This is a genomic window from Peptoniphilus indolicus (assembly GCF_900454665.1).
Classification (GTDB): Bacteria; Bacillota; Clostridia; order Tissierellales; family Peptoniphilaceae; genus Peptoniphilus; species Peptoniphilus indolicus.
The window spans coordinates 877867-889642 of sequence record NZ_UGTH01000001.1; the positions used below are offsets into that span (position 1 = coordinate 877867).

General features: G+C 33.2%; 11 protein-coding genes and 1 other RNA gene. 4 read left to right on the forward strand and 8 right to left on the reverse strand.

The window, feature by feature from the left end:
• From DYE58_RS04255 to DYE58_RS04265, 3 genes are all read right to left on the reverse strand, one after another.
• Complete coding sequence (locus tag DYE58_RS04255; protein WP_004820571.1) at nt 1-552, reverse strand: YtxH domain-containing protein; 552 nt, start codon at nt 550-552, stop codon at nt 1-3.
• Between the two features lie 137 nt (nt 553-689).
• Nucleotides 690-867, reverse strand: a non-coding RNA gene (gene ssrS, locus DYE58_RS04260) — 6S RNA.
• Between the two features lie 101 nt (nt 868-968).
• Entirely contained in the window at nt 969-1823 is an 855-nt protein-coding gene (locus tag DYE58_RS04265) for an RluA family pseudouridine synthase (RefSeq protein ID WP_004820569.1), read from the reverse strand.
• 26 nt (nt 1824-1849) lie between these two features.
• On the opposite strand from DYE58_RS04265, the gene DYE58_RS04270 reads away from it, so the two are divergent.
• The gene (locus tag DYE58_RS04270) at nt 1850-2701 is read left to right on the forward strand and encodes an NAD(+)/NADH kinase (protein WP_004820568.1); all 852 of its coding nucleotides are present in this window, start codon (nt 1850-1852) and stop codon (nt 2699-2701) included.
• A 24-nt stretch (nt 2702-2725) separates the two neighbouring features.
• Here DYE58_RS04270 and DYE58_RS04275 read toward each other — a convergent pair whose 3' ends face one another.
• A complete protein-coding gene (locus tag DYE58_RS04275) occupies nt 2726-3343 on the reverse strand; it encodes a Crp/Fnr family transcriptional regulator (RefSeq protein WP_040552285.1) in 618 nt (205 codons plus the stop codon).
• Between the two features lie 93 nt (nt 3344-3436).
• Between DYE58_RS04275 and DYE58_RS04280 the strand changes: the two genes are divergently transcribed.
• The 3 genes from DYE58_RS04280 to DYE58_RS04290 all read left to right on the forward strand — a co-directional run bounded on the left by DYE58_RS04280 (nt 3437) and on the right by DYE58_RS04290 (nt 7325).
• A complete protein-coding gene (locus tag DYE58_RS04280; protein ID WP_115312046.1) occupies nt 3437-4978 on the forward strand; it encodes a YjjI family glycine radical enzyme in 1542 nt (513 codons plus the stop codon).
• The gene (locus tag DYE58_RS04285) at nt 4965-5810 is read left to right on the forward strand and encodes a YjjW family glycine radical enzyme activase (protein WP_004820559.1); all 846 of its coding nucleotides are present in this window, start codon (nt 4965-4967) and stop codon (nt 5808-5810) included. The genes DYE58_RS04280 and DYE58_RS04285 overlap by 14 nt, the downstream gene beginning before the upstream one ends.
• Nucleotides 5811-5903: 93 nt before the next feature.
• Nucleotides 5904-7325: a helicase HerA-like domain-containing protein gene (locus DYE58_RS04290; protein WP_115312047.1), complete on the forward strand. Its 1422-nt coding sequence runs from the start codon at nt 5904-5906 to the stop codon at nt 7323-7325.
• Between the two features lie 63 nt (nt 7326-7388).
• Here DYE58_RS04290 and DYE58_RS04295 read toward each other — a convergent pair whose 3' ends face one another.
• The 4 genes from DYE58_RS04295 to uxuA all read right to left on the reverse strand — a co-directional run bounded on the left by DYE58_RS04295 (nt 7389) and on the right by uxuA (nt 11769).
• Nucleotides 7389-7853: a tRNA (cytidine(34)-2'-O)-methyltransferase gene (locus tag DYE58_RS04295; protein ID WP_004820555.1), complete on the reverse strand. Its 465-nt coding sequence runs from the start codon at nt 7851-7853 to the stop codon at nt 7389-7391.
• A complete protein-coding gene (locus DYE58_RS04300; protein ID WP_004820554.1) occupies nt 7853-9379 on the reverse strand; it encodes an NAD(P)/FAD-dependent oxidoreductase in 1527 nt (508 codons plus the stop codon). Before DYE58_RS04300 ends, DYE58_RS04295 begins: the two co-directional genes overlap by 1 nt.
• Nucleotides 9380-9448: 69 nt before the next feature.
• The gene (locus tag DYE58_RS04305) at nt 9449-10615 is read right to left on the reverse strand and encodes an iron-containing alcohol dehydrogenase (protein WP_004820552.1); all 1167 of its coding nucleotides are present in this window, start codon (nt 10613-10615) and stop codon (nt 9449-9451) included.
• Nucleotides 10616-10698: 83 nt separating this feature from the next.
• Nucleotides 10699-11769: a mannonate dehydratase gene (gene uxuA / locus DYE58_RS04310; protein ID WP_004820550.1), complete on the reverse strand. Its 1071-nt coding sequence runs from the start codon at nt 11767-11769 to the stop codon at nt 10699-10701.
• Nucleotides 11770-11776 lie beyond the last annotated feature (7 nt).

Below are 11776 nucleotides of genomic sequence, written 5' to 3' on the forward strand. Positions count from 1 at the left end.
TTATTTGTTGTCTTCAATCTTCTTTTTTGTTTTTTCTACTTCTTTTTTTATTTCTTTGGATGCTTCTTTTGCACCTTCAGATACTTCAGATGCTCCTTCTTTAACTTCTTCTTTGATGTTTTCTGCGCCTTCTTTTAGTGTTTGTGCAGTAGAATCTACATCCTTTTTCAAGTCTTTCATGTCTTCTTTTACTACTTCGCCTACTGCTTTAGCTTTAGCTCTAGCAATTTCTATATCATCTTTAATTTCAGATTTCTTTTGTTCAGCTTTTTCTTTTAAATCTTCATAAGTTTTCTTAACTTGCTCAGATGCTTGATATGCTTTGAATTGAATACTATCTGCAGCATCTCTTGTAGCACTTTCAAGATAGTCCTTAGTTTCTTGAGCTTTATCACTTATATCTTTTCTTGTCTTCTCTCCAGATTGTGGGGCAAAAAGTAATCCCAAAAGAGCTCCTAATGATGCACCAGCCACAACTTTCCCAGCGTCTCTCATTTGTCTTTTTACTCTTGCTTCTCTTTTTTTAGCTTCTAAATAATCAAATAAACTCATAATATCTTCTCCTTAATTAAATCTCAAGTTTTTGTCTATCTCTGATAGACTAATAATACCCTTCAATATATTATAATAATCAGAAATAGCAAAATTATAAAATATTTATTTTAAATTAATTGTTATTTTTAGACAAAAAATGCTCCACAATGGCGTGTCCCCATTAATTCAGACCCGCCCCATCATTAGGTGGGTAACCTAGCCTAAATTTCTAACTTCCTGTCAAGCAGGCTTGTTATCCATTCAGATTGTGGCTTCCCGGATCTTTTTTGTCGGTTGAATTAAATGAAGAATATTCGCTCACCGTAGAGTATCTATATTATATATTAATTTGTCATCTTTTTCAATTTGTTAGAATATTCAACTTTTGAATAACTAAGTACTTGACATCACTTCTATACTACATTTAAAATTTATCACTTTCTTAAAAGTTGTTTCATATCATCAGGCAGTTTAGCCGTTAACTCAACACGCCCTTCTCTTGGAGAATTAAAAATAACTTTAAAAGAATGTAGGGCTTGTCTTTCGAGTGTAGTGTCGTCAGAGTATAAGCTGTCCCCTAGAAGAGGATATCCTATGTGTTTCATATGAACTCTAATTTGATGAGTTCTTCCTGTGTAGAGTCTGAGTCTCACAAGAGAATACTCCCTAAAACTCTTTAGTAACTTTACAGACGTCTTAGAATACTTGCCATCTTCTCTAACTTCTCTTAAAATTCCATCTTCTCCCCTTGCAATAGGCGCTTCTATAATCATGTCCTTTGGAGTCCCCTTTACCATTGCCAAATATTCTTTTACAACTCCATTTTGGAACTGCTCAGAAATCATCGCATGAGCAAAACTATTCTTCGCAGCTATCACAAGCCCCGAAGTGTCTCTGTCCAATCTATTTACAAACCTAACTTTTCGCTTTAAACCTATCTCTTCAAAATATCCAAGTGTATAATTTAGAAGAGTATTTGACATATCTCCTCTTGAAGTGTGAGTTACCATATTAGGCGGTTTGTTTATTACTAAAATATCTCTATCTTCATATACTATATCTAAATCCATGTGTTGAACTTCTCCGTTAGGATTTTCATCCGGGAAATCAACTCTTATTATATCTCCCTTTTTTAAACTAGTATCTCTAATAGATAGCACATCATTTTTAAAAATATTATTATACTTTATACTAGATTTTATAAATCTACTTGAGAGCTTATCTCTCATAAACTCCTTTTGCGATGTAGGTTCTTCTACCACATAAATTAAACTGTCATTTATTTTCATTGTATTCTCTTTTCACTTTAATTTTTATGATTTTTATTATATCATATTACCAATACTTTAATCTGGAGGATAATGTGAGCGATAAAATTATAAATATAATATCCAACTCCAATTATGATTCTCGAAAGACAACCTCGAGACTTATACAAATTCTAATAGACAATGGATATACTCCAACAACTACATTTAACCCAAGTGCAGAGCTTACTATTTGTGTTGGCGGAGATGGTTCTTTTCTAAAAGCTGTTCATAAAAACAGCTTTTCTACAATTCCACTTGTCGGAGTAAATACAGGCCACTTGGGTTTTTTTCAAGAAATAAGTCCTGAAAATTTAGAAGAATTTGTTGAAGAATATAAAAACGGAAACTATATTATTGAAGAAGTAAAGCTTATAGGAGCAGAAATTTTCACTCGCACCAAGTCAATAATTTTAACTGCTATCAATGAAATAGTTGTTAAAGCACAAGCTTCAAAGATTATACATTTAAATGCCTACGTAAACCGTAATCATCTTGAAAAATTTTCCGGCGATGGAATTTTAATTAGCACTCCATCAGGTTCAACAGCTTATAATTTTTCAAATGGCGGAGCAATTTTGCACCCTTCGTTAAATGTATACGAGCTAACTCCTATCGCTCCTGTCAACAGCGTAGCTTATAGGTCTCTTTCAAGCTCTATAGTAATACCCGGAAATTATGTTGTTTCGATAGTCCCTGAAAAAAGATATTCATCATCTAATTTAATACTTGTTGATGGTCAAGAATATTCTTTTAAAGGACTTAAAAAAATCAACTTTAGAATGTCTAATAAGACCATTAAAAAGTTGACTTTCGAAAACGAATCATATTGGGAAAACTTAAAAAGTAAATTTTTATAAATCCGATTTTTTATCGGGTTTATTTTATTTGTCTAAAAACTCACAAATTTTCTTTCTATTTGTATCGCAAATCACTATGCTCCTCTTTTTTCTGGAAATTAAACCTTTTTCTTCCCAAGAGTTTAAATATCTGTATAGCGTTCTCTCGCTTATCCTAAACATATCAGCCACAAATGCATTTTTTAAATTTATAATTCCAAGCTCACTACCTTTAGATATTTTTAGATAGTATTTTAAAATTGCCTTCTCTACTTCATACTCTTCATACTCAATAGAGTTCTTGATTATGTTATACGAAAACTTTGATAGATATTCCAAAGCTATGTCTCTTAGTTCCCCACCTCTAAGTTTATTTAAAAATTCATCTTTTTGCACTTTAAGTATCGCAACTTTGTTAAGAGCAAAAACTCCACTCATAACTTCATCTTCGCCATTTAAAACTTCTATTAAAGATAAAATTTGAGGCGCTTCTAAATTATTTGCTATAACTCTTTTGCCATCTTTTAAATTTCTACTTATGTATATATTTCCCTCTATCAAAAAATCTATAGTTTTTATTTTTGAACCCTCTTCTAAAACTACTTCTCCTTCAGAGAATTCAACTCTCTTTATATCTTCAAAAGATTCTAAAAATTTATCCAAAGTCTTCCTCTTTTCTGACATCTGTCATATTATTCTATCTATTGTATATTGTATAATTTACACAAACATCGGTAAAGTTTTAAGGAGGAAATTATGGAAAGATTTTTTGATATAGAAAGCTTTAGAAAAGAAGTATTAAATACTATACAAGATACTTCACTTACTTACGAACAGCAAACTTCTCGTCTTGCAAAACTGGCAGAAAATTCTCTTGAGTATCCTGTAGATGGAAATGATTTTTATGATTTATATGAAACATTAGAAATTTGCGACTTAGATGAAGGACACGCACCTTATGCACCAAGATATATTTTGCCTGACTATGAAAAACTACTTAAAGAAGGTTCTAAGTTCTTGAGACTTGCACCTGCAAAAACTTTGGACGAAGCACTTACCAATCTATTGATTTTCTACCATCATGTACCATCTATAACCAGATTTCCTGTTTACATCGGTTCTTTAGATACTCTTTTAGAACCATTTGTACAAGACTCTGACAGCTTAGATGATATACGAAAAAAAATAAGATTATTTTTGATCCAATTAGACAGAACAATTGATGACTCTTTTTGCCATGCAAATATAGGCCCTAAAGAAACGACTGTGGGAAATATAATATTAGATGAACTTGCCGATTTGAACAATGCAACACCTAACTTAACTCTACTTTACGAAGAAGGAATTACCCCGGATGCATTTGCCGAAAAAGCTATTGTAGCTTCTATAGATTCAGCAAACCCGGCTTTTGCAAACCATCGTTACTACCAAAATGATTTTGGCAAAAACCAATATGGTATAGCATCTTGCTACAACGCACTACCTCAAGTTGGCGGCGCTTTTACTCTATCAAGAATTAGATTAAATAAAATCGCTGAACAATCCACTTCCGTCAAAGACTTCTTCGAAAATAGATTGCCTTATGTAGTAGAAACAATGCTCTCTCTGATGGAATCTAAAATTAAATTCTTAGTAAATGAAACTTCTTTTTTCAAATCAAGCTTCCTAGTTAAAGAAGGATTTGTAAAACAAGAAAACTTCGTCGGACTTTTTGGAGTTGTCGGGCTTTTTGAATGTGTTGAAAAACTTACTTCTTTCTCGGGCGAACCACTTGCCCTTGGAAATTCAGATTTAGCTGATGAAATGGGAATTCGTGTAATGGATGCCGTTCAAGCAAAATTAGATTCATTTAAGAGCGAATACTCAAATATCTGGGACCACAAGTTCATGCTTCACGCACAAGTTGGTGCTGCAAATGATATCGGAACAACTCCCGGTGCAAGAATACAAATCGGTCATGAACCTGATATGTATGAACATATAGCAAACGCAGCTAAGTTCCATAAATATTTCCCATCAGGAATTGGTGACCACTTCCCATTTGAAGAAACAGCAAAGAAAAATCCAGCCGCAGTATTAGATATATTCAAAGCTGCATTTAGGCTTGGAATGAGATATATTTCTTCTTACGGAGCAGATGCCGACTTGATTCGTGTTACCGGGTATCTAGTTAAGAAAAGCGATGCAGAAAAATTTAGAAATGGTGAGCAAGTTTCTTATGATACGGTTCAATATGCTCAAGATGCACTTTTCCAAAATGGAGTTTTAGAACGTAAGGTACAACATGCTAACAGCTAATGTAAATAAAATAATACCACTTAGTATGGTCGACGGTCCTGGAAATAGATGTTCAATCTTTTTTCAGGGCTGTAATTTTAATTGTAAGTATTGTCACAACCCTGAAACTATAAATATGTGTAACAGTTGCGGATTATGCATTCCACACTGCGAATACGGGGCTATAAAAAAAAAGAACGGCAAAGTCATTTACAATAAAGAACTATGCGTGAACTGCGATTCATGTATTAAAGCTTGCCCTCGAAACTCCTCTCCAAAAATTGTCAAATATTCAGTCGATGAACTATTTAATGAAATAAAAAAATATTCTCCATTTATAACAGGAATTACTACAAGCGGTGGAGAATGTAGTTTAAGATATGAATTTATTGCAGAATTATTTAGAAAAGCTAAAACATTAAATTTAAACTGTCTTGCAGATACAAACGGCGGCCTTGATTTTTCAAATCCCATCTTTTCAAATTTCATTTCTCAAACAGATGGATTTATGCTCGATGTAAAAGCTTTTAATAATTCAACTCATGTTGATATAACCGGACAAGACGGCGAAATTGTCTTTAAAAATTTAAAATATCTTGCCGAAATCGGAAAGCTTGACGAAGTTAGAACAGTTCTTCTCGATTCTGTAGACAATGAAAAAATCATAAGAGAAATAGGAAAAATTCTATCTCTTTATTTAAAAGAAAAATCTATAAGATATAAACTTATATCATACAGACCTTTTGGTGTCAGAGATGAATATCTATATTTGCGAGGCATAAGTGAACAAGAAAAAATAAGACTTCAAAAAATTGCACAAAGCTATGGTTTTACAGAAGTTATACTCATATAAATTTATTAATGCTCCACGTGGAGCATTTTTTATACGCTAATTCACTTTACTAAAAATTTTTTTAAAACTATAATCAAAGTAACGGAGGTGCATATGGAAAATATATTAATCGGTCGTGGTGAAAAAGACTGTGTAATGTTATCAAACAAACTCAACCAACATGGTTTAATTGCAGGAGCTACCGGAACAGGTAAAACAATCACTTTAAAAGTTATGGCTGAAAACTTTTCAAAACTAGGAATCCCGGTAATCTTAGCAGATGTAAAAGGGGATTTATCAAATATCTCAAAAGCCGGCGAAAATAGCGAAAATATTTCTAAAAGACTTTCAAAGCTAAATTTAGAAAATTTTGAATTTTCAGGATTCCCAACTCGTCTATGGGATGTATTTGGAGAAAGAGGTTTGCCTCTTAAAGTTTCCATAAGCGAAATGGGTCCTATACTGCTCTCAAGAGTAATGGACTTAAACGATACTCAGTCCGGAGTTTTAAACATTGCATTTAGAATTGCCGATGAGAATGGACTTCTTCTACTCGATATAAAAGATTTAAAATCCATTTTAAAATTACTCCAAAGTCACTCAAAAGAATTTAGCGAAAAATACGGAAACATCGCTCCCCAAACTATTAGCGCACTTCAACGCCGTCTTTTCGTTTTAGAAGATAATGGAGCGGACATATTCTTTGGCGAGCCATCTATCTCAATATCAGATTTATTGCAAACTGACTCAAAAGGATATGGATTTGTTAACATAATAAATTCAGAAAAACTTATAAATAATCCTACAGTCTACTCTATGTTTTTATTGTACTTGCTATCTGAGCTCTTTGAAAATCTACCTGAGGTTGGAAACCCGGATAAGCCTAAATTAGTCTTCTTTTTCGATGAAGCTCACTTGTTATTTGATAGCTTACCTAAAGTTTTGGAAGATAAAATTGAGCAAGTTGTCAGACTTATACGCTCAAAAGGCGTTGGAGTATTCTTTGTGACTCAAAACCCACTCGATATTCCTGACAAGATAAGTTCGCAACTTGGAAATAGAGTGCTGCATCAATTACGAGCTTTTAGTCCATCTGAATTAAAAGTTATAGACAGTGTATCAAAAACCTTTAGGCAAAATGAAAATTTAAATTTAAAAGATGAAATCACTAATTTAAAAACCGGCGAGGCTTTAATTTCATTTTTAAACGAAGATGGAAGTCCTGAAATAGTTGAAAAAGCAATGATACTTCCTCCTCATTCAAGCTTCACTCCGCTAACTCCAATGGAAACTTTAAATTTAGTTGATAATGACATGCTCTATTCAAAATATAGCGAAATAATCGATAGAGAATCTGCGTACGAAGTGCTTGAAGAAAAAATGAAAAACTCTCCTCCAAAACAAGAGAATAAATCAACTTCAAGAAGAACTTCTTCGCCAGTAGACCAAATTTTAAATTCATTTATGCGTAGCGTTACAAGGCAAATTGGTTCAAGCCTTGCTCGCGGTCTTATTGGCTCTCTAAAAAAATTATAAAATAATAAAAACCTATATGTTAAAGTAATTTTTTGACATATAGGTTTTATTTTAATTTGTATTCTATTTTAACCCCGGAAAACCAAGTTGTCTAAGCGCTTCATATGCCACTATGTTTGCTGAGTTTGCTAAATTCAAACTTCTCTTTATCGAAGTAATCATTGGAATTTTTACACAATGTTCTAAATCGTTGAAAAGTATATCTTCAGGTATACCTCTTGTCTCTGGTCCAAACATTATAAAGTCTTCATCTTTATACTCTACATCTGTATACAACTGTTCTGTTTTTGTAGTTCCATAATATACAGTTGCGCTTGGATTTTTTTCTAAAAACTCATCATAATTTTTATATACTGTTATGTCTACTAACGGCCAATAATCAAGTCCAGCTCTCTTTACCATCTTATCACTTATATCAAACGCCAATGGCTCAATTAAATGTAACCTTGTATTTGTAAGTGCACAAGTTCTTGCAATTGCACCCGTATTATGCGGTATTTCCGGCTCATATAAAACTATATTTAACATTAATTTCCTCCCAAAATATTTTCAGCAGCTTTTATCCCATCTATCGCCGATGAAACTATTCCGCCTGAATATCCACTGCCTTCTCCTATCACGTATAAATTGTCAAAACCTATCGATTTTAAATTTTCATCCCTAAGCATTCTCACAGGAGAAGAGCTTCTCGTTTCAGCAGCAGATAAAATTGCATCTTCAGTATCAAAACCTTTTAATCTCTTGCCCATATACTTTGTAGCATTGATTATCATCTCTTCTATTTCCCCCGGATATACCCCTCGTAAATTAGCTTTGACATATTTCGCCGTACTCGGTGTAATAGCTCCAAATTCTTCTGTAACTCTGTTCTCAATAAAATCTCCAAGTCTTTGAACTGGTATGTTCCCTTTCCCCAATTCATAAGTTTTAGATTCTATTTCTCTCTGAAAATTCATGCCGGCTAGTACATCTTCCCCAAAAGTATTTTTATCTATTGTAACTATCAAAGCAGAATTTGAATTCTCTCCATCTCTGCTATGGTAACTCATGCCATTCACGCAAGTTTTTCCAAGTTCACTTGAGCCATCTACTACATATCCTCCCGGACACATACAAAATGTATACGCACTCTTTCCAACTTCTTTATCATTATAACTCAATTGATAACTTGCCGACGGCAGTTCTTTTTTGACTTTATATTGAGCAAAATCTATATCTGCTCTCTTATGCTCAATTCTAAACCCTACAGCAAACGGTTTATTTTCCATTTCTATCTTCTTGGATAAAAATTCAAAAGCTTCTCTTGACGAGTTGCCCAACGCCAAGACATATCTATCAGCAAAAACTTTAGAATTATTTATTATAATACTATTTATATTTTCGCCAACCTCCATATCTTGAAACTTATGGGAAAAGTGGTATTCTCCGCCATTTTCTTTTATCTTCTCTCTCATAGAGATTATTACATTTTGTAAAATATCTGTTCCTATATGGGGTTTAGAGTCATACATTATCTCTCTTGGCGCACCATGTTCTCTAAAAATCTTTAGTACTTCTCTAACTCTCTTATCTTTAGACCTTGCTGTAAGTTTTCCATCAGAAAATGTACCCGCTCCTCCTTCTCCAAATTGAATATTTGAATTTACATTTAGTTCCCCGGTCTCTAAATATTTTTCAATAGCTTTAATTCTATCTTCAACGGATTCACCTTGCTCATAGACATTTACCTTTACTCCATAGCTGCTCAAAATATACGCACAAAATAAACCAGCCGGTCCGCTCCCTACTATAGCAACTTCCTTAGGAGGATTTTTTACTTGTATAGCAAAATTTTCCTCGCTATATCGTTCAGCACCTTTTATTTTTCCAAGCTCTCCATCAGAAATCTCAACATCAACCAAAACTTGAAAATTATAACTTATGCCTTTTCTTGCATCAATTGACTTACGATAAATTTCCCAATTGAAATTATCTCTTTTCAAAATCTTTTTAAGCTTTTGATACAATTTCCCCGAGTCATCACTCTGTAAACTTATATTTTTTATAATAATCATAAAATCTCCAAAAAAATAGTAGCTTTCGCTACTACTTTATAATCTAATACTAATTCTTTTAAATACATTTTATAGTGATTTCTTGTAAATCTCAAGCACATCTTCAACATTTAACTGTTGAAATCCGTCTATAGGGCCGCCAACATGCTTAATTGTATTCTCTGCCATTTCTTTTAAGTGTTCATCATCTATCCCAACTTCTCTCAAAGTCATTGGAATTCCAAGTCCAACAAAGAAATCATGTAAAGCTGTTATACCTTTTTTAGCAACTTCCATTTCATCTTCTCCATCTATTGCAAAAACTTCTTTGGCAAATCTTGCCACTTTTGATTTTGTATTTTCATTTAAAACATGTTCAAGCCATCTTGGAGTTAAAATTGCAAGTCCCACACCGTGAGTTATGTCATAATAAGCTGATAATTCATGTTCCATAGCGTGAACACTCCAGTCAGTGTCTTTTCCTGACTCCAATAAACCATTAATTGCCCAAGTGTTTGACCACATTAAATTAGCTCTTGCCTCATAATTTTGAGGGTCTTCTATGGCATCTTTAGCATACTTAACACAAGTTTTTAAAATCCCTTCAGCAAAACTATCTTGTAAATAACAATCATCATATGTTGTAAAATAATTTTCCATTGTATGACTCATGATGTCCGCAACTCCAGCGGCAGTATGCCATTTATTTACAGAATATGTGTGTTCAGGATTTAAAATTGAAAACTTGGGTCTTACTAACGCACTTCCCCAATCAAGCTTTTCTCTAGTTTCAAGATTTGTTATAACAGACCCTGCATCCATTTCAGAACCCGTTGCAGAAAGTGTCAAAACAACGCCCAGTGGTAATGCCTCCCTTACTTTGTGCTTTTTAATCACTATGTCCCACGCATCAGCATCAGTCTTAGCAGCTGCAACTATTAACTTAGAACAATCTACTACAGAACCGCCGCCAACTGCAAGCACAAAATCTATGCCGTTTTCTTTTATTATTTTAGCTCCTTCTCTTGCAGAATCAACTCTTGGATTTGGCTCAATCCCTGATAACTCGAAAAATTCTATATCCTCTTCTCTAAGAACTCTTACCACATTGTCATAGATTCCGTTTTTCTTGATACTTCCTCCACCATAAGCAAGTAGAACTTTTGAACCATACTTTTTTATTTCTTTAGCTAAATTATTTAATTGCTCTCTACCAAACAATATTTTTGTTGGATTATAAAATATAAAATCTTCCATAACGAACTCCTTTTTGATTTAATATATTGGTATAATTATGCCCTTAAATCTACATTTTAAATCGTAGCTCTAAGGGCATGTCTTTATTTATTTAATTTCTCCAATGCTTCCCATATTCCATTTAAATAGGTAACACCTAAAGCCCTGTCATATAATCCATAACCAGCTCTACCTTTTTCTCCCCAAATCATTCTTCCATGGTCTGGTCTTATATACCCATCAAAATCTATATCATGAAAAGCTTTCATTATTTCAAACATGTCAAAGCTCCCAGCTGAACTCAAATGCGCTGACTCATAAAAATTTCTATCCCCCAAGAACTTTATATTTCTAACATGCGCACATCCTATTTTATCTCTTTGCCCAAATTCTCTTATGATTTCAGGTAAGTTATTATTCGGATTCGAGCCTAGTGAACCTGTACATATACATAGCGTATTTGATGGAGAATCTACCAAATTAACAATTTTTTCTAACTGTTCTGGCGTATGTGTTATTCTAGGAATTCCAAACACCGGCCAAGCAGGGTCATCTGGATGCACAGCCATTTTAATTCCATATTTTTCACAAGTTGGTATTATAGCTTCTAAAAAATATTTATAATTTTCTAAAAGCTTTGATTCATCAATATCTTTATAAATTTCTAAAACTCGATTTAACTCTTGTAACCTTTCCGGTTCCCAACCCGGAAGTGAAAATCCATTTGCATTTTTTAAAGTATTTTCTACTAATTGCTGAGGAGTTAAGCCTTCAAGGTCTTTTTCGTCATATGATAGTGTGTTAGAACCGTCAAATAAAACTTTTCCCAAGTCAGTTTTTAACCAATCGAATACCGGCATAAAGTTATATACTATTACTTTAACTCCGCACTCAGCAACATTTTTGATAGATTTTTTGTAGTTTTCTACATACTTATCTCTAGTATCAAGACCCATCTTTATGTCTTCATGTACATTAATACTTTCTATAACTTCGACTTCTAATCCTACACTATTAACTTTTTCAACTAAAGATTTAAAAACATCTTTATCCCAAACTTCCCCCGCCTCAAAATTGTCCATCATAACCATTATTCCTGAACAACCAGGAATTTGTTTTATATATTCTAAAGGTATAGGATCTGAATCTCCATACCATCTAAAAGTCATCTTCATTTTTTCA

What these genes read in the sequence shown, in the direction of transcription:
- DYE58_RS04255 (WP_004820571.1), bottom strand. Translation starts at nt 552, where the DNA reads ATGAGTTTATTTGATTATTTAGAAGCTAAAAAAAGAGAAGCAAGAGTA.
- DYE58_RS04265 (WP_004820569.1), bottom strand. Translation starts at nt 1,823, where the DNA reads ATGAAAATAAATGACAGTTTAATTTATGTGGTAGAAGAACCTACATCG.
- DYE58_RS04270 (WP_004820568.1), top strand. Translation starts at nt 1,850, where the DNA reads ATGATTTTTATTATATCATATTACCAATACTTTAATCTGGAGGATAAT.
- DYE58_RS04280 (WP_115312046.1), top strand. Translation starts at nt 3,437, where the DNA reads ATGGAAAGATTTTTTGATATAGAAAGCTTTAGAAAAGAAGTATTAAAT.
- DYE58_RS04285 (WP_004820559.1), top strand. Translation starts at nt 4,965, where the DNA reads ATGCTAACAGCTAATGTAAATAAAATAATACCACTTAGTATGGTCGAC.
- DYE58_RS04290 (WP_115312047.1), top strand. Translation starts at nt 5,904, where the DNA reads ATGGAAAATATATTAATCGGTCGTGGTGAAAAAGACTGTGTAATGTTA.
- DYE58_RS04295 (WP_004820555.1), bottom strand. Translation starts at nt 7,853, where the DNA reads ATGTTAAATATAGTTTTATATGAGCCGGAAATACCGCATAATACGGGT.
- DYE58_RS04300 (WP_004820554.1), bottom strand. Translation starts at nt 9,379, where the DNA reads ATGATTATTATAAAAAATATAAGTTTACAGAGTGATGACTCGGGGAAA.
- DYE58_RS04305 (WP_004820552.1), bottom strand. Translation starts at nt 10,615, where the DNA reads ATGGAAGATTTTATATTTTATAATCCAACAAAAATATTGTTTGGTAGA.
- uxuA (WP_004820550.1), bottom strand. Translation starts at nt 11,769, where the DNA reads ATGAAGATGACTTTTAGATGGTATGGAGATTCAGATCCTATACCTTTA.